The sequence below is a fragment of the Dryocola baronae genome, assembly GCF_051297175.1.
GTDB lineage: Bacteria > Pseudomonadota > Gammaproteobacteria > Enterobacterales > Enterobacteriaceae > Dryocola.
Genome location: NZ_JBINNY010000001.1, coordinates 2,053,256 through 2,069,411 on the forward strand (window position 1 = coordinate 2,053,256; position 16,156 = coordinate 2,069,411).

Annotated in this window: 17 protein-coding genes and 1 riboswitch; of the genes, 9 read left to right on the plus strand and 8 right to left on the minus strand. The window is 53.4% G+C overall.

Annotated features, from left to right (window positions below):
• Positions 1-14: 14 nt before the first annotated feature.
• Entirely contained in the window at positions 15-1,388 is a 1,374-nt protein-coding gene (locus ACSPHG_RS09635) for an MFS transporter (protein ID WP_435953250.1), read from the minus strand.
• A gap of 177 nt (positions 1,389-1,565) precedes the next feature.
• Between ACSPHG_RS09635 and kdgR the strand changes: the two genes are divergently transcribed.
• The gene (gene kdgR, locus ACSPHG_RS09640; protein ID WP_435953251.1) at positions 1,566-2,357 is read left to right on the plus strand and encodes a DNA-binding transcriptional regulator KdgR; all 792 of its coding nucleotides are present in this window, start codon (positions 1,566-1,568) and stop codon (positions 2,355-2,357) included.
• 42 nt (positions 2,358-2,399) lie between these two features.
• Here the strand turns inward: kdgR and ACSPHG_RS09645 are convergent, their stop codons facing one another.
• Complete coding sequence (locus ACSPHG_RS09645) at positions 2,400-2,642, minus strand: YobH family protein (protein ID WP_435953253.1); 243 nt, start codon at positions 2,640-2,642, stop codon at positions 2,400-2,402.
• Between the two features lie 161 nt (positions 2,643-2,803).
• Here ACSPHG_RS09645 and mgrB point away from each other — a divergent pair, with 161 nt between their 5' ends.
• The 7 genes from mgrB (at position 2,804) to rlmA (ending at position 8,101) form a co-directional block, all read left to right on the plus strand.
• A complete protein-coding gene (gene mgrB, locus ACSPHG_RS09650) occupies positions 2,804-2,947 on the plus strand; it encodes a PhoP/PhoQ regulatory lipoprotein MgrB (RefSeq protein ID WP_435953254.1) in 144 nt (47 codons plus the stop codon).
• Between the two features lie 71 nt (positions 2,948-3,018).
• Positions 3,019-3,306 carry a YebO family protein gene (locus ACSPHG_RS09655; RefSeq protein WP_435953255.1) on the plus strand — a complete coding sequence of 96 codons (288 nt, stop codon included), beginning with the start codon at positions 3,019-3,021 and terminating at the stop codon, positions 3,304-3,306.
• 43 nt (positions 3,307-3,349) lie between these two features.
• Positions 3,350-4,345: an MBL fold metallo-hydrolase gene (locus tag ACSPHG_RS09660; protein WP_435953256.1), complete on the plus strand. Its 996-nt coding sequence runs from the start codon at positions 3,350-3,352 to the stop codon at positions 4,343-4,345.
• A gap of 543 nt (positions 4,346-4,888) precedes the next feature.
• Positions 4,889-5,032 carry a DUF2627 domain-containing protein gene (locus ACSPHG_RS09665; protein WP_271123094.1) on the plus strand — a complete coding sequence of 48 codons (144 nt, stop codon included), beginning with the start codon at positions 4,889-4,891 and terminating at the stop codon, positions 5,030-5,032.
• A gap of 12 nt (positions 5,033-5,044) precedes the next feature.
• Complete coding sequence (gene cspE / locus ACSPHG_RS09670; RefSeq protein WP_001062678.1) at positions 5,045-5,254, plus strand: transcription antiterminator/RNA stability regulator CspE; 210 nt, start codon at positions 5,045-5,047, stop codon at positions 5,252-5,254.
• Between the two features lie 229 nt (positions 5,255-5,483).
• Positions 5,484-7,232, plus strand: a complete 1,749-nt coding sequence (ftsI, locus tag ACSPHG_RS09675; RefSeq protein WP_435955988.1) for a peptidoglycan glycosyltransferase FtsI — start codon at positions 5,484-5,486, stop codon at positions 7,230-7,232.
• Positions 7,233-7,294: 62 nt separating this feature from the next.
• Positions 7,295-8,101, plus strand: coding sequence for a 23S rRNA (guanine(745)-N(1))-methyltransferase (gene rlmA, locus ACSPHG_RS09680; RefSeq protein ID WP_435953257.1), 807 nt, complete (start codon positions 7,295-7,297; stop codon positions 8,099-8,101).
• Position 8,102: 1 nt separating this feature from the next.
• Here the strand turns inward: rlmA and mntP are convergent, their stop codons facing one another.
• From mntP to manX, 5 genes are all read right to left on the minus strand, one after another.
• Positions 8,103-8,666 carry a manganese efflux pump MntP gene (gene mntP / locus ACSPHG_RS09685; protein WP_435953258.1) on the minus strand — a complete coding sequence of 188 codons (564 nt, stop codon included), beginning with the start codon at positions 8,664-8,666 and terminating at the stop codon, positions 8,103-8,105.
• A gap of 9 nt (positions 8,667-8,675) precedes the next feature.
• A riboswitch (yybP-ykoY riboswitch) is annotated at positions 8,676-8,845 on the minus strand.
• 198 nt (positions 8,846-9,043) lie between these two features.
• A complete protein-coding gene (locus tag ACSPHG_RS09690; RefSeq protein WP_435953259.1) occupies positions 9,044-9,502 on the minus strand; it encodes a DUF986 family protein in 459 nt (152 codons plus the stop codon).
• A gap of 210 nt (positions 9,503-9,712) precedes the next feature.
• On the minus strand, positions 9,713-10,567 hold the full coding sequence (locus tag ACSPHG_RS09695; RefSeq protein ID WP_435953261.1) for a PTS mannose transporter subunit IID: 855 nt from the start codon (positions 10,565-10,567) through the stop codon (positions 9,713-9,715).
• 12 nt (positions 10,568-10,579) lie between these two features.
• Positions 10,580-11,380: a PTS mannose/fructose/sorbose transporter subunit IIC gene (locus ACSPHG_RS09700; RefSeq protein ID WP_435953262.1), complete on the minus strand. Its 801-nt coding sequence runs from the start codon at positions 11,378-11,380 to the stop codon at positions 10,580-10,582.
• A 73-nt stretch (positions 11,381-11,453) separates the two neighbouring features.
• Complete coding sequence (manX, locus tag ACSPHG_RS09705; RefSeq protein WP_435953263.1) at positions 11,454-12,422, minus strand: PTS mannose transporter subunit IIAB; 969 nt, start codon at positions 12,420-12,422, stop codon at positions 11,454-11,456.
• Between the two features lie 473 nt (positions 12,423-12,895).
• Here manX and yoaE point away from each other — a divergent pair, with 473 nt between their 5' ends.
• On the plus strand, positions 12,896-14,455 hold the full coding sequence (yoaE, locus tag ACSPHG_RS09710) for a CNNM family cation transport protein YoaE (RefSeq protein WP_435953265.1): 1,560 nt from the start codon (positions 12,896-12,898) through the stop codon (positions 14,453-14,455).
• A gap of 1 nt (position 14,456) precedes the next feature.
• Here yoaE and ACSPHG_RS09715 read toward each other — a convergent pair whose 3' ends face one another.
• Positions 14,457-16,055 carry an EAL domain-containing protein gene (locus ACSPHG_RS09715; RefSeq protein ID WP_435953266.1) on the minus strand — a complete coding sequence of 533 codons (1,599 nt, stop codon included), beginning with the start codon at positions 16,053-16,055 and terminating at the stop codon, positions 14,457-14,459.
• Positions 16,056-16,156 lie beyond the last annotated feature (101 nt).

A 16,156-nucleotide genomic window follows, 5' to 3' on the forward strand; every position in this document is an offset into this window, starting at 1 on the left:
GCGGCACGCTTTTTTTATGCCTGCGTTCTGGGCTGTGACATTCGCAGGCTGCTGACGATGGCGGCAAGCGTTGCGAAACTTCCCGCCAAAATGAGCGAGGCGTGGGTGCCGTGGTTGTGGAACATATTGAACATCAGGGCAACCAGCGCGGCTCCGGTACTTTGTCCGAGCAGCCTTGCCGTGCCCAGCATCCCACTGGCTCCGCCGCTGCGATGGCGGGGCGCTGCGGAAATAATCGTGTGGTTGTTTGGCGACTGGAAAAGGCCAAAACCCGCGCCGCACAGCACCATTCTCCAGATGATGTCGAAATCGGTAGGATTCTGCGGCAGCAGGGCAAGGGCAAACAGGCCGGTTGCCATTACGGCAAGGCCAATTCCGCCCAGCAGGCCCGCGTGGACGCGCTCAATCAGATAGCCTGCAAGAGGTGCCATCACCATCGTGGCAAGCGGCCACGGCGTGAGCAGCAGTCCGGTGTCCACTTCGCTGCGGCCCAGCACGGTTTGCAGGAAGAAAGGCAGCGAAACGAAGGCCAGCATCTGGGCGGCAAAAGAGCAGACGGAGGTGCCCATCGACAGTGAAAATATGGGAATGCGCAGCAGGTCGACCGGCAGAATTGGGAAGGGGAGCGCCAGCTGCCGACGGATAAAGAAATAGCCAATAATGGCAAGCGCTGCCAGCTCGGCAAGAATCAACGTGCTTGACTGGCCCTGGGAGAAACCGCTGATGGCCGAAATAAGTAGGCCAAAGGTCAGGGCGTTCATGATGGCGCTTGGGATATCAAAACGCTGCCCCTGGGACTTCTGCTGGTTTGGCGGCAGGAAGCGCAGCGCCAGAATCAGCGCCACTATGCCAATCGGCACGTTTATCAGGAACAGCCACTTCCACGAGGCAACGGATAAGATTGCCGCCGCGATGGTTGGCCCCGCGGCGGAAGAGACGGCGACAATAAAGGAGTTAATGCCCATCCCGCGCCCGAGAAAGCGCTGCGGGTAAATCAGCCGTATTAGAGCGGTGTTCACGCTCATTAATGCCGCCCCGCCGAAGCCCTGGAGCACGCGAGCAAAGGTGAGCATCGGCAGCGAGGTGGATAGCGCGCAGAACAGTGAGGTCAGGCAGAAAAGTACCAGTCCGCACTGGTAAACCCGGCGGTAGCCAAAGATGTCGCCCAAAAAAGACATGGATAACAGAGAGACGATAATGGCTATCTGGTAGCTGTTTACCACCCAGATTGATTCGGCGGGGCTGGCGCTCAGGTCGCGGGCGATCGTTGGCAGCGCAACGTTTGCAATAGCGCCGTCGAGCACGGCCATCGTAATGCCCAACGCAATGGCGAAGATCGCCCCATAGCGCTGCGGGACGGCAAGCCCGTCAGGAAGAGATTTATCCATGGGAATAGTGTGACTTTATGGGTGTTATTCTGTGTACAAATATTTTAGCATTGATATTTCTGGGATATGTCGCAGATTTGTAACGAAATAGCATAGATTCATTGCGATAGACTGGTCGTCAACTTATACTAAAAACCAGTTCTGATTTTTATAAAACACGTGCGATCGAGGTGATTAATGGCAATCGCAGATCTGGATAAACAACCTGATTCTGTCTCTTCTGTGCTGAAAGTTTTTGGCATTTTACAGGCTCTTGGCGAAGAACGTGAAATTGGCATCACTGAACTTTCGCAACGCGTCATGATGTCAAAAAGCACCGTCTATCGCTTTTTGCAAACCATGAAGTCGCTGGGCTACGTTGCTCAGGAAGGTGAGTCCGAGAAGTATTCTCTGACGTTAAAACTGTTTGAATTAGGCGCGCGTGCGCTGCAAAACGTTGACTTGATCCGCAGTGCGGATATTCAGATGCGCGAGCTTTCGCGTCTGACCAAAGAAACCATTCACCTGGGCGCGCTGGATGAAGACAGCATCGTCTACATCCACAAAATCGATTCCATGTATAACCTGCGCATGTACTCTCGCGTTGGGCGTCGTAACCCGTTATACAGCACGGCAATCGGTAAAGTTCTGCTCGCGTGGCGTGACCGCGAAGAAGTGAAAGAGATTCTCTCCGGCGTGGAATATACCCGCAGCACCGACCGCACGATTATGAGCACCGAAGAACTGCTGCCGCAGCTCGACCAGGTACGCGAGCAGGGTTACGGTGAAGATAATCAGGAGCAGGAAGAAGGGCTGCGCTGCATTGGCGTACCGGTATTTGACCGCTTCGGCGTGGTTATCGCCGGGTTGAGTATTTCCTTCCCGACGCTACGCTTCTCTGAAGACCGTTTGCACGAGTACGTTGCAATGCTGCATGACGCTGCCCGCACGATCTCTGAGCAAATGGGTTATCACGAATACCCGTTCTGAGCGGATATTCAAAGAAAACGCCGCTAAATGCGGCGTTTTTTGTTACTGGCCATTATCGATAACGGTTTCGCTTTTGCGCAGGACGGGGCAGTTGGTGAGGCCGACAATGCCGCTTTCGGTATGAACGAACTGCGCGGTCACAACGTTGCGCGCCGTCAGGTATTTGCACTGCAATCCCAGACCTGCGGCATTTTCGTGGCTGCCAATTAATACGCCGTAGCCTGATAAAAGCAGACCGATCCACACAAGTGCCAAAACGATGATGGTACGAATAACCATACGCATGGAAACCTCTTTTTTTGCTGTGTATTCCGACGCTAAGCGTAGTGGATTGTGCTGTGTCCACAATATCAATATTCCGAATTGTGAAATGCACCCGCAGTTAAGCTAGGTTTAATTTAGCAGTGATAGGCTGGAGTGAATTTAGTGCTGAAGTGGAGACATGAGTGAAAAAGTACCGATGGGTTATCATGGCGGTGATAATCGTCGCCTGCCTCCTGTTATGGACCCAAATGGTCAATGTGATGTGCGATCAGGATGTACAGTTTTTCAGCGGCATTTGCACAATCAATAAATTTATCCCCTGGTAGGGTATTTTTAATCATTGTGGCGATCCCCTTATGGCCGGGCAGGTGTAGAATACGCGTTTTGTTGAGGTGGTATGATGAACGAACTAAACGTTGGCATTTTTAACATTGCGTCTTTGGCTGTCTCTCTGGTTGTGCTGTTGGTGGGCTTGATCCTGTGGTTCTTCGTTAATCGTGCCAGCAGCCGGGCGAACGAGCAGGTTGCTTTGCTTGAAGAGCTGCTCGATCAGCAAAAGCGCCAGAACGCATTGCTGCGTCGCCTGTGTGAAGCAAACGAACCCGAAGTTGAGAAAAAAGCGGCACCTGTCGTAGACGAAGACGAAGAAGAAGACGATTTTGTCCGTCTGGTCGCCGAGCGGTAACCCCTGATCGGGCGGTTGACTGATTTTCCCTTCAGGAGCCGGTATGCCGTGGAAAAATCCCTGGTTCGATCCCAATCAGCCGCACCATCTGCCCGATGGCTTTCGTAATCTGCACGCATCAAAACGCCAGCAGGGCGATGTAAAGCGCTGGCGTGAAGAAAGAAAGGCGCAGGGGCTGCCGCATCCTCCCAGCGCAGGTTACCCGGCCTTTACCGAACGCTGGTGGCAAAAAGCCAGCGTGACGGGCGAAGATGACCGCATCTGGTGGCTGGGGCATGCAAGCATACTTTTGCGCCTGCAAGGGCAATACCTTCTGACCGACCCCGTTTTCTCTCAGCGCGCTTCACCGCTCCCTTTCGCGGGTCCGCAGCGCAAAACCCCCATATCCCTTAGGATTGACGAGCTTCCGCAGCTGAATACGGTGCTCATCTCGCACAACCATTACGATCATCTTGATTGCGCTACCGTGCGTCGTATTGGCCGCCGTTTCCCGGATGCCCACTTTTTTGTCCCGCTGGGCCTTAAAAAGTGGTTCGCCCGTCGCGGCATACGTCACATCACGGAGCTGGACTGGTGGCAGGCCGCGAACTGGAAAGGCATGGTGATGACCGCAGTGCCCGCGCAACACTGGAGCATGCGTTCGTTTTGGGATCGTAACCGCAGCCTGTGGTGCGGATGGATCGTTGAATCCCAGCAGTTGCGCTTCTGGTTCAGTGGCGACACTGGCTATACGCCAGATTTAGCGGATATCGCCCTGCGGCTTGGGCCACTCGACGCGGCCGCTATTCCTATCGGTGCTTATTCGCCTCGCTGGTTTATGGGCAGCCACCATATGGATCCGCAGCAGGCGGTTACGCTCTGGCAAGATATCGGCAGGCCAAAAACCGTGCCAATCCACTGGGGGGTTTTCGAACTTGCTGATGAATCGCTCGATATGCCACCTGCTGAGCTAAATGCTGCCCTACGTGATGCAGGAGTTGAAGAGGATGGTTTCACGCCGTTCCGTATCGGCGAGAGCGTGGCCTTATTTAAAAAATAAGTCCTAATTATTGTCGCTTCATTTAAGTGGGGTATTTTTTTGAATATCTGATGGGTGAAATGTGAAATATATTATAGCGAAACGTTTTTATTGCCACATGTTGGAGCAGCATGTCATTAAACTTTCATTATTTTAGTGCAATATAAACAGCCGACTGTTCAAGCTTTATTCTATTTCAAGCAAGTATGATTTTTTCAAGTCTTGACCGCCTAAAATTATGCGTTTCAATAGGTCATTTTTTGCATAGATATGCATGAAAAGTCATAAGGATAATGTCTTGCTGGATGACTTTTTTAGCGTTCACCTGGACGAAGTGAAGCCTTTGAGCTATGGTAAAAAAGTTGTCTGTAGACTGCCGCTACAGGCGCTCTGGTGGCTGAATGTTTACCAAGTGTTTTATTCATAAACTACGTATTAAATTGAGTGATCAAATGTGTGGTTTTTGGATTCTGTGCGGCAGATCGATACGTGCTTAAAAATGGCTTGCCATTGTTTACGTTGTATGTGATAACACTTTGGGTTAAACGAGGTACAGTTCTGTTTATGTGTGGCATTTTCAGTAAAGAAGTCCTGAGTAAACACGTTGTCGTTGAATACCGCTTCTCTGCCGAGCCTTATATTAGTGCCTCAAGCAGTAACGTCTCTGTTTTATCTAAGTTATGCCTGCGGGCGAAGAAAACAATCTAAGGAATTTGCAAAATGGCAAAGATTAAAGGTCAAGTTAAGTGGTTCAACGAGTCTAAAGGTTTTGGTTTCATTACTCCTGCTGACGGCAGCAAAGATGTGTTCGTACACTTCTCTGCAATCCAGGGTAACGGCTTCAAAACTCTGGCTGAAGGCCAGAACGTTGAGTTCGAAATCCAGGACGGCCAGAAAGGCCCTGCTGCAGTTAACGTGACTGCCATCTAATTCAGCTGAATTAGGCTCAGGCGTCAAACGCCTAATTGAGTTAAAAGCCTCGCCTTCGTCGCGGGGCTTTTTAATGCACGAAATAAACTCATCATCTTTCAAAGTGTGACTAAAACCCTCTCTACGTTGCCTCTTGTTGCAATCCTTCGAAGGATGTAGCACTCCTCCCGCACGAAGTGCAGCGAAAATCTGGTTAAATTTTCAATCGCTTATGTTTTGCTAAGGATTGATTGTGAGGAAAATTACCCCCGCGCTCGTGGGCAATTTCATCCAGTGGCGTTTTGGCCTGCTTTGTCTGGCGATCTTGCTCAGCCTTGTCTTTTTACTGGGCAGGGTGGCCTGGCTTCAGATTATTTCCCCTGACAATCTGGTCAAGCAGGAAGACATGCGTTCGCTGCGCGAAAAGCCCATCGTGGTGCCGCGCGGCATGATTGAAGACCGTGATGCGCGCCCGCTGGCGGTAAGCGTTCCTGTCGAGGCGATTTGGGCCGATCCCAAAACTATCATGGAGAAGGGCGGCGTGCAGTTCAACAGCCGATGGCTGGCGCTGGCGAACGCGCTGCATACCCCGCTTAGCGAAATCGCCGCTCGTATCCACCGCAACGACCGCAGCCGGTTTATTTATCTCGCGCGCCAGCTTGACCCGCAGCAGGCGGCCTGGATAGAAAAGCTTAATATTCCCGGCATTTCACTGCGCGAAGAGTCGCGCCGCTTTTATCCCGCTGGGCACGTCGCGTCGAATTTATTGGGCTTTACCAACATCGACGATCAGGGCATCGAAGGCATTGAGAAAAGCTTCAACCGCCAGCTGACCGGCGTTTCGGGCGAGCGGCTGGTGCGCAAAGACCGCTACGGCCACGTTATCGAAAACATAACGGAAACGCCCGCAAGCCCGGCGCACAACATCATGCTCAGCATCGACGAGCGGCTACAGACCGTTACGGAAGATGCGCTGAGCAACGCCGTTACCTGGAACAAAGCCGATTCGGGCGCAGCGGTGGTCATAGACGTTAATACCGGCGAAGTGCTGGCGATGGCGAGCTACCCGACCTTTAACCCTAACAACCGCGACGGCGCGACGCTGAATGATTTCCGCAACCGCGCTATTAGCGACACCTTCGAGCCCGGTTCGACGGTCAAGCCTATGGTCATCATGACCGCCCTCAAGCAGGGCATCGTGCAGCCGGACAGCGTGGTGGATACCCATCCCTATATGCTCGACGGCCACCGGATCCGTGACGTTGGCTTCTATCCGCAGCTCACGCTGACCGGTATTTTACAAAAATCGAGCGATACGGGGGTTTCCCGCCTGTCGCTGGCCATGCCGATTCAGGCGCTGCTGGATACCTATAAAAACTTTGGCTTCGGTACGCCGACCGGCCTTGGCCTGACCGGTGAAAGCAGCGGCCTGCTGCCGCATCGCCAGCGCTGGGGCCAGCTTGACCGGGCGACCTTCTCGTTCGGCTACGGCCTGATGGTCACGCCGTTACAGCTGGCGCACGTGTACGCCACCATCGGCAGCTTTGGGATCTCGAGGCCGCTGTCGATCACGCGTGTCGATCCGCCGGTCGTGGGAAGCCGAGTGATGTCCGATCGGATTGCTCATCAGGTTGAGCACATGATGGAAAGCGTCGCGCTGCCGGGCGGGGGTGGGACAAAAGCGGCGGTGCGCGGCTACCGCGTGGCGGTAAAGACCGGTACGGCGAAGAAGATTGGCGATGACGGCAGGTACATCGACAAATACGTTGCTTACACCGCAGGCGTGGCGCCCGCCAGCAACCCTCGTTTTGCGCTGGTGGTGGTGATCAACGATCCGTCCAACGGTGCATATTACGGCGGGGCGGTTTCTGCTCCGGTGTTTAGCCAGATAATGGGCGACGTGCTGCGGCTTGAAAACGTCGAGCCGGACGGTTTACCGCCGGGAGATGAAAACCTGGTGGTGTTGAATAAGACAAACGGCGCGGCTCCCGCGCTGTAGCCGCTTTTCGTCGCGGGGCGTAAGCGTTACACTTGCGCCCTCGACAGATACCCGGAGCCACCATGTCCTATCTTTGCCCACTTTGCCATTCCCCCCTTGCCGCCGAGGAACGCGGCTATCTCTGCCCACAGGGGCACCGGTTCGATAAGGCGAAAGAGGGCTACGTGAATTTGCTGCCGGTGCAGCATAAGCGCTCTAAGGATCCGGGTGACAGCAGTGAAATGATGCAGGCACGGCGCGCGTTTTTAGACGCCGGGCACTACCAGCCCCTGCGCGACGCAATCAGCAACGTTTTACAGGCGGCCTCGCCCGCAGCGCTGCTGGATATCGGCTGCGGTGAAGGTTACTACACCGCCGGATTTGCCGAAGCGCTGACAGGTAAGGTTGAAAATATCTGGGGGCTGGACGTTTCAAAAGTCGCTATTCGCTACGCGGCGAAGCGCTATCCGCAGGTGCAGTTCTGCGTTGCTTCAAGCCATCGCCTGCCGTATGGCGATCGTAGCCTTGATGCGGTGGTAAGAATTTTTGCACCTTGCAAAGCGGAGGAGCTGGCGCGGGTAGTTAAGCCCGGCGGCCTGGTCATTACCGCAACGCCCGCGCCTCGTCATCTGATGCAGCTTAAGGGTTTGATTTATCAGGAAGTGATGCTGCACTCGGCGGAAACTGAATCCCTGCCGGGCTTCGTTGAAGAACAAACGCAGCAGATTGGCTGGCCGATGAGCTTAAAAGGGGATGAAGCTATAGCGCTGCTGCAAATGACGCCGTTTGCCTGGCGCGCCCGCCCTGAGGTCTGGGAGGCGCTGAAGGCGGAAACGGCGTTTGCCTGCGAAACTGATTTTGTGGTGCGGGTATGGCGGCGCGAGGCCTGAATTACGGGTAAAAATGGCTGTACATAATCTGGCAGCCGATACCAATTAGCACCAGGCCACCGAGGATTTCTGCGCGTTTGCCTAGCAACGGCCCAATAAAGCGGCCAACCATCATTCCTAAGGTGGACATGATCATCGTAGCGCAGCCAATCGCCAGCGCGGTTTCGATGATGTTCACTTTCAGGAAGGCGAGGCCAACCCCAACGGCCATTGCATCAAGACTGGTGGCGATGGCCGTTGTGACCAGAAGCCAAAAGCCGTGGCGCTGCAGTTTCGGCGCATCTTCATCGCCGCCGCGAAAGCCTTCAATGAGCATTCTCCCGCCGAGGAATACCAGCAGGATAAAGGCCACCCAGTGGTTCCACTCTAATATGACCTGGTTTGCCAGCAGGCCAAGACACCAGCCCAGCAGCGGGGTGATGGTTTCAATCACGCCAAAGATCAGGCCGGTACGCAGCGCTTCAGAAAATTTTGGTTTGTGCAGTGAGGCACCTTTACCAATTGATGCAGCGAAAGCATCCATTGACATGCCAAATGCGAGAAGAATAGTTGCGGAGAGATTCATTACAGCGCCTCAGTTGGGGATATCCATATACACGTCACCCATCCCCAACTAACGAGGGTTACGTGCCTATGGTCTCGCCTACTCAAAACTGAGTCGTACACGCCACGTTCTTCGAACGAGTATGTTGACATGTACATTTTCACTTTGGTGAAAATCGGCTACTCCCCAACGACGGGCGCAACCTTAACATATTTTTTGAATATAAAACAATAATTGATATTGACTATTATCCCTGCAAATGATAACGATTTTCATTTAAATTTTAAAGTAATCAGAACGTTAATAAATAAGCACAGGCTTTAGCCGGAAATAGCTTTGGCTATGTTTTTAAAATAGCCAAATCGATTAAAAAATATAGAGTTTGCTATCTTTTTAAACTACTGACTTGCAAAGAGAAGTTTATAAATTTTTTCGAGGTCATCTATATTCTTCACGCGGATAAGCAGGCGCCGCTGTTCTAATTGCATTACCAGCACGCCGTCCTCGGATAAATTCATTTCTTTTATACGGGAATAGAGAATCCAAACGCCGGCGAAGAAAAAACCTTCATTTTTGAACAATAGCTTAGGTTGGCGAATCCAGGAGATATAAATAGCGACCAGCGCGAGTGCAGATAATAACCACGTGGTTAACACGGTACCGTGCGTCGTGACATTGTTGTAAATGAGGATAGCCACCAGCCCGACGAAGATCGTGCTGTCGATGCGGTTTCTGCGCAGTAGGGTGATAGCCAACCGCGTTTTGCCCTTCAGTTTGTCCATAACAAATTCGTCATAGATGGCCCAGCCGAGCAGCAGAACGATAAACACCAGCAATACAACATCCGTTAACGTCATGACACCTTCCGTTTTCAATCAATAAAAAACCGGGGCAGGAGCCCCGGCCAGACCATTAGCATAAACTTTGGCTTTAAAAGCACAGCGTTTCGTGGTGATAAAAGCAAAGAATAATGTTTACTGGTTTACACCAAAGAGTCGAAAACCACGTTTTCGGCTCTTTGTCTTCAACAAACCGGGGCAGGAGCCCCGGTTGTATTCATTTGTTAATTACAGACCCAGCAGGCCGACAGCATAACCCGCAATACCGATCACGAAGAAGCCCATAATGATCCACAGCGCGTTGACTTTCTTACGCAGCAGCCACATACAGGCAAAGGTTAACAGCAGCGGTACCAGGCCCGGCATCAGCTGGTCGAGGATAGTCTGCACGGTGGTGACTTTCACCGCGCCGGTTTGGTCGGTAATCTTCGACACCACAAGCGGTATGTTAACGTGCGTCCACTTGTTAACCAGCGCCCCCATGACAAAGAGGCCGAGAATTGACGCCCCCTCGGTCAATTTTTGCAGGAAGCCGCCGCCCATATCCTTCACGATATCAATACCTTTACGGTATCCGTATGCCACACCGTAGTAACGGGTCAGCAAACGCACGGCGTTAAACAGGATGAAGAACAGCAGTGGGCCAAGCAGGCTGCCGCTCATGGCAATCCCTGCACCTAAGGCTGCAAACACGGGGCGCACGGTACCCCAGAAGATTGGGTCGCCCACGCCTGCCAGCGGCCCCATCAGACCAACTTTGATACCGTTAATGGCACCATCGTCGATTTCTGCGCCGTTCGCACGCTGCTCTTCCATCGCAAGCGTAACGCCCAAGACCGGAGCCGCTACGTAAGGGTGGGTGTTGAAGAACTCAAGGTGACGCTTAATCGCCTGTTTGCGCGCGTCGTTGTTCTCAGGGTATAGGCGTCTGATCGCCGGAATCATTGAGAAGCAGAAGCCCAGCGCCTGCATACGTTCGAAGTTCCATGACCCCTGGAAAATGTTAGAACGCATGAACACGGCACGAATGTCGCCCGGTGTGAGTTTCTTCTCGGTAGTCGTTGTTTTGGTGGTATCAACCATTTCGCTCACCTATTAATCTAATTCGTTATCGAGGTCGTTAGCACCGGCTGCTGGTGCCGGGGCACCTGCGGAACGGTTGTATTTCGGGCTCAGCTGGATGTACAGGATGGCCATAACGGCGCCAATCACACCCAGAGCAACCAGGTTGAACTCGGTAAACGCGGCGGTAACAAAGCCCAGGTAGAAGAACGGCATCAGGTAGCCCGCGCGCATCATGTTGATGACCATCGCGTAACCTACCACCACGATCATGCCACCGGCGATGTTCAGACCGCTGGTAACCACTTCAGGGATGGCGTTGAGCATGTTCTGTACTTCGCTGGTACCGACAGAAATCGCAACGATAACGGCAGGGATAGCGATACGCATGGCCTGTAAAAACAGGGAAGAAACGTGAATCCAGGAAAGGGCAGAGAGGTTGCCTTTTTCGGCTGCCTTATCCGCCGCATGCTGGAAGCCTACGGTGATAGTACGAACGATGATGGTCAGTACCTGTCCTGCTGCTGCCAGCGGGATAGCCAGTGCGATACCGGAACCGATGCCCTGGTGGCCGGCAATAACCAGAATGGTTGAGATAATGGACGCCAGCGCGGCATCGGGAGCCACGGCGGCACCGATGTTCATCCAGCCCAGCGCGATCATTTCGAGCGTACCGCCGATAATAATACCGGTTTTCATGTCACCCAGTACGAGACCAATCAGCGTACAGGCGACAAGCGGACGGTGGAACTGAAATTCATCAAGCACTGATTCCATACCGGCAATACAGGCTACGACGAACACCAGCACAATCTGAAGAGTGGTAATCTCCATTGTACTTCTCCTTAAACGTGAGACTTAAGAGTAAAAACTGAGCAAAACGTAGAATCAGGTAATCACTTCGTAATTAACTTTTTACCTTCGCGATCAGATCCATCATTTTCAATTTTTGATCGGTTGAAACTTTACGGGCTTCCAGCTCAATGCCGCGCGCGTTCAGTTTCTTGAAGGCTTCAATATCTTTCTCATCAACGGAAATTGCGTTATTCACCTGGGTTTTACCCTGGCGGAACGCCATGCCGCCGATATTGACAGAAGTGATCTTCACGCCGCCTTCCACGACGCGCTCAACGTCGGTTGGGTTAGTAAAGAGAAGCATCACACGGTCGCCTGCGTACTTTGGATTGTTGTAAACGCGGATCATTTTCGCCACGTCCACTACGTGTGCAGTCACACCCGGAGGCGCAACCTGAGTCAGCAGCGTTTTACGCACGGTATCGGCTGCGACTTCATCACTGACAACGATAATACGGGTTACGTTAGTTTCTTTGGTCCAGCGGGTCGCCACCTGACCGTGAATTAAACGGTCATCGATGCGGGCCAGGCCAATGTTCATGTAGTCGTTTGGACCCATTGGTTTTAGCGGAGCCGCAGCTTTAGGTGCTACCGCCGCCGCGACCGGAGCAGGTTTTTCAACAGGCTGAGCTTTCAGCGCTTTCACGCCTTCGCGACCGGTTTCTACCGCCAGCGCGACCAGCTCGTCAAAGGAAGGATTGTCATCACGTGCCATCAGCGTTTCGACGAGCATCGGAATGTTAACCCCAGCCACGACTTCGTAATGCTCTTTATCGACGACAATACGGCTTGCCGCATTGAAAGGGCTGCCGCCCCAGGTATCGACGAGAAACAGCACACCTTTGCTGGTGTCCAGATTCGCCAGTTGTGCGTTGTACTTTTCGATCAGCGTCTCGGCATTTTCGCCGGGAACGAAATCTATCCAGCCAACGTTTTCTTGCTCGCCCAATAGCATTTCGGCGGTTTTCAGCAGTTGTTCTGCTGCCCAGCCGTGCGTGCCTATGACAATAGCAATAGTCACTTGCTACCTCCTGTGTTTGTCATTGCAACATCCTTACGAATGTTTTTAATAATCTGCTTCGAAGATAAGAATCGATTCAGATAAGGGGTTAAGAAAGTTCCACTCATTTGCCGGAATTATTTTAGACAGTGAAAAAATAATTTATGTGATGAAGATCCGTAATTTAACTTTGTTACGTTTTCAATAGATTGAGGCGCAAAATATGACCTGCGCAGGTTGCAGAAAAATTGCAAAGACAGGTAAATCTTTGCAAAAGGCGCTTTTGCTCTGATAATGTTGAGCTCTTGTTTAATTACCAAGGAGTATAGGGCAGTAGCCCACTGTATGGACCGTCACCGACGTCTTTTCACTTTTTGGACTGTAGCCTCAGTCCTGCAACGCGACGTTTCCCGTCCGTTTATTCATTCAATTCAAAGTGTTGCGCCCATGATTCATGCGGTGCCGTTTAGCCATTCCCACTGCCGGAGTCTGTCATGGAATTCTTAATGGACCCCCAAATTTGGGCGGGCTTGCTGACGCTTGTCGTGCTGGAGATCGTACTGGGGATCGACAACCTGGTATTTATCGCCATTCTTGCGGATAAACTGCCGCCAAAACAACGTGATAAAGCCCGACTTATCGGTTTATCCCTTGCTTTGGTAATGCGACTCGGTTTGCTGTCATTAATCTCATGGATGGTGACGCTCACCCAACCGCTGTTCAGCGTGATGGACAAAACCTTCTCCGGGCGTGATCTCATCATGCTGGTCGGGGGTATTTTCCTGCTGTTCAAAGCCACGACGGAATTGCACGAACGGCTCGAAAATCGCCAGCACGGCGACGGACACGGAAAGGGCTATGCCAGTTTCTGGGTAGTCGTACTGCAGATTGTGGTGCTAGACGCGGTGTTCTCCCTCGACGCGGTGATTACCGCCGTGGGTATGGTCAACCATCTGCCGGTAATGATGGCCGCGGTTATTATTGCGATGGGTGTGATGCTGCTGGCCTCCAAGCCGCTGACGAACTTCGTCAACCAGCATCCGACGGTTGTGGTGCTTTGCCTTAGCTTCCTGTTGATGATTGGTCTTAGCCTTGTGGCAGAAGGTTTCGGGTTCCATATTCCGAAAGGCTATCTGTACGCGGCGATCGGCTTCTCGATCATCATCGAACTGTTTAACCAAATTGCGCGTCATAATTTCATTCGCCACCAGTCGAACGTCCCGCTGCGCGCGCGTACCGCTGACGCGATTCTGCGCCTGATGAACGGCAAACGTCAGGAGCGCGTGGAGCGTGACGAAAGCAAGACCATCACGCCGATTGAAGCGGAAGCCTTTGCGGCGGAAGAACGCTACATGATCAACGGCGTGCTGACACTTGCATCCCGCTCGCTGCGCAGCATCATGACGCCGCGTGGGGAAATTTCCTGGGTAGATGCGCACAGGTCCGTAGAAGAAATTCGCGAGCAGCTCCTCGAGTCGCCGCACAGCCTGTTCCCGGTCTGCCGGGGCGAGTTGGACGAAATCATCGGCATCGTGCGGGCGAAAGAGCTGCTGGTGGCGCTGGATAAAGGCGCTGACGTAACGGCGATTGCCTCACAAACGCCGGCCATTGTGGTGCCTGAAACCCTTGACCCAATCAACCTGCTGGGCGTGCTGCGCCGCGCTCGCGGCAGCTTCGTCATCGTCAACAACGAGTTTGGCGTGGTGCAGGGGCTGGTTACGCCGCTGGACGTGCTGGAGGCGATTGCCGGTGAATTCCCGGACGCCGACGAAACGCCGGAAATCGTGCGCGACGGCGACGGCTGGCTGGTCAAAGGTTCCACCGATCTGCACGCGCTTCAGCAGCATCTTGACATCAACAACCTGGTCAACGATGAAGAAGACATTGCGTCCATTGCAGGCCTGGTTATCGCGGTTAACGGTCAAATCCCGAAACCGGGCGATGTCATAGAGTTTGCGCCGCTGAGCATCCAGATTATGGAAGCCAACGATTACCGCGTGGACCTGGTGCGCGTGGTGAAAGAACGTGACCCGCACGAGGATGAAGAAGAGTAATTCAGCGCAGTGGGATCGCGGGAATAGCGTGACCATTATGGCGAGGGGGCGGCGGCGAGCGGCCCTCAAGCCAGCGGGGAAACTCCTTCAACGGCATTGGCCGGGCATATAAATACCCCTGTAAGATATTCACGCCGTGGTCGCGCAGATATTCTGCCTGCTCCGGCGTTTCCACCCCCTCCGCCACTAAATCAATCCCCAGCCGCTGCGCCAGCGCGATAATTATATCCGTAACGGTTGAGTTCACCGCGTCCGTGCCGATAGCGGCTGTAAACGACTTGTCGATTTTCAGCACGTTGGGATTGAGCGTTTCCAGATAGGCCAGCGAGCTTTGCCCGGTGCCAAAATCATCGATGGCAAGATTTACCCCAAGCCGGTACAAATCGCGCACCACCCGATGATCGACGTCCGGCAGCGCGTCACGCTCCGTCAGCTCAAGCGTAAGCTGCTGAATGGGATGCGCCGGGAACCAGTAGCGCCGCAGGTCGTCAATGATTTCGCCGTTATGAAAATGGCTGGCGGCAACGTTAATGCCAATATGAAAATCCTTTGATGCCGGGAACATATCAAGGTGGCGCACGGCTTCGTCCAGAACGAAGCGGGTGAGCGGGGCAATCAGGTTTTGCTGCTCGGCAAGGGGAATGAACACGTCCGGCGAAATCCAGCCCTGGCGCGGGTTATTCCAGCGCAGCAGCAGCTCAACGCCAACGCACTGCTGGCTACGGGCATTGAGAAGCGGCTGGCAGAAAACCTCAAACTCGCGCGCGGCAAGGCCAAGGTTAATCTCCCAGGAAAAGCTCATGCGGTTCGCGGTGGCAAGCCAGGTGATATAGCCGATCAGCATGCTTAGTATCAGCGCCAGCGGCAGCTGGGTTGGCAGATTTTTAAGGGCTAAATCGCCGGCAGAGGGGCCGATGGTGGTGATCGAGAAGGGAAATTTTTCTGACGCCATTTCGTGGCTCACCAGCCCGCTGTCGACGTCCACCCGTGCCAGCAGCCCTTTTCCATATTCGAGATGCGAATCCGCCACGTTAAGCACCGCCCTGGCCACCCAGGGGCGTTCCGGCTCAAGCATCAGCCCGGTTAGCATCTCGATATTCACGATTTCCATTACGCCGTCCTGGCTGCCGTTGGCGAGCGGATGCCAGGAAATCAAAATCGGCGTGCCTTTGAGCAGCGAACGGTCGATGGACAGCAGAAGCAGGGAAGAAGCCGCGGGCAGGCGCGGCTGAAGCATCGAAATGGGCACGTTGCGCGCGCCGAAAATGCTCGAACAGTACAAAATGCCGTCTTTGATCAGGCCGATAGAGCGCACCGTCTGCATTCTTGCGGCATGCTCGCGTATCCGCAGCTGCGCGGTTTCGCAGGGCTGGCCTACAAGCGTCAAAACCTCGGCGCTGACGTCCTCGAGCGGGGTCAGAATACCTTCAAGCGTATTGATAGCGCGGGAGTTAAACGCCAGCTGGCGTTGCTCATTCAGGTTACGTTCGGCGACGTAGCGCACGCTGAGGGTGAGAAACAGGACCAGCACGGCTAACGCGGCGCAGACAACAAAACGCCTGCGGCGATACCTCTTAATTATGCGTTGCGCGGTCTGCATCCTTGGTCACCTTTGCTCAGAACTGCGGCCAATGTCGGCACACAGAACATACAAAGTGTAGTGGGGGATTGCGTTAACGACGAGCAGGAACCCGGTTTTAC

Excerpts from the sequence above, each read along its gene's own strand:
- ACSPHG_RS09695 (WP_435953261.1), bottom strand. The coding sequence starts at position 10,567 with ATGGTTGATACCACCAAAACAACGACTACCGAGAAGAAACTCACACCG.
- mntP (WP_435953258.1), bottom strand. The coding sequence starts at position 8,666 with ATGAATCTCTCCGCAACTATTCTTCTCGCATTTGGCATGTCAATGGAT.
- kdgR (WP_435953251.1), top strand. The coding sequence starts at position 1,566 with ATGGCAATCGCAGATCTGGATAAACAACCTGATTCTGTCTCTTCTGTG.
- ACSPHG_RS09660 (WP_435953256.1), top strand. The coding sequence starts at position 3,350 with ATGCCGTGGAAAAATCCCTGGTTCGATCCCAATCAGCCGCACCATCTG.
- ACSPHG_RS09690 (WP_435953259.1), bottom strand. The coding sequence starts at position 9,502 with ATGACGTTAACGGATGTTGTATTGCTGGTGTTTATCGTTCTGCTGCTC.
- ACSPHG_RS09635 (WP_435953250.1), bottom strand. The coding sequence starts at position 1,388 with ATGGATAAATCTCTTCCTGACGGGCTTGCCGTCCCGCAGCGCTATGGG.
- ACSPHG_RS09645 (WP_435953253.1), bottom strand. The coding sequence starts at position 2,642 with ATGCGTATGGTTATTCGTACCATCATCGTTTTGGCACTTGTGTGGATC.
- ACSPHG_RS09655 (WP_435953255.1), top strand. The coding sequence starts at position 3,019 with ATGATGAACGAACTAAACGTTGGCATTTTTAACATTGCGTCTTTGGCT.
- ACSPHG_RS09715 (WP_435953266.1), bottom strand. The coding sequence starts at position 16,055 with ATGCAGACCGCGCAACGCATAATTAAGAGGTATCGCCGCAGGCGTTTT.
- yoaE (WP_435953265.1), top strand. The coding sequence starts at position 12,896 with ATGGAATTCTTAATGGACCCCCAAATTTGGGCGGGCTTGCTGACGCTT.
- ACSPHG_RS09665 (WP_271123094.1), top strand. The coding sequence starts at position 4,889 with ATGTGTGGCATTTTCAGTAAAGAAGTCCTGAGTAAACACGTTGTCGTT.
- rlmA (WP_435953257.1), top strand. The coding sequence starts at position 7,295 with ATGTCCTATCTTTGCCCACTTTGCCATTCCCCCCTTGCCGCCGAGGAA.
- ACSPHG_RS09700 (WP_435953262.1), bottom strand. The coding sequence starts at position 11,380 with ATGGAGATTACCACTCTTCAGATTGTGCTGGTGTTCGTCGTAGCCTGT.
- cspE (WP_001062678.1), top strand. The coding sequence starts at position 5,045 with ATGGCAAAGATTAAAGGTCAAGTTAAGTGGTTCAACGAGTCTAAAGGT.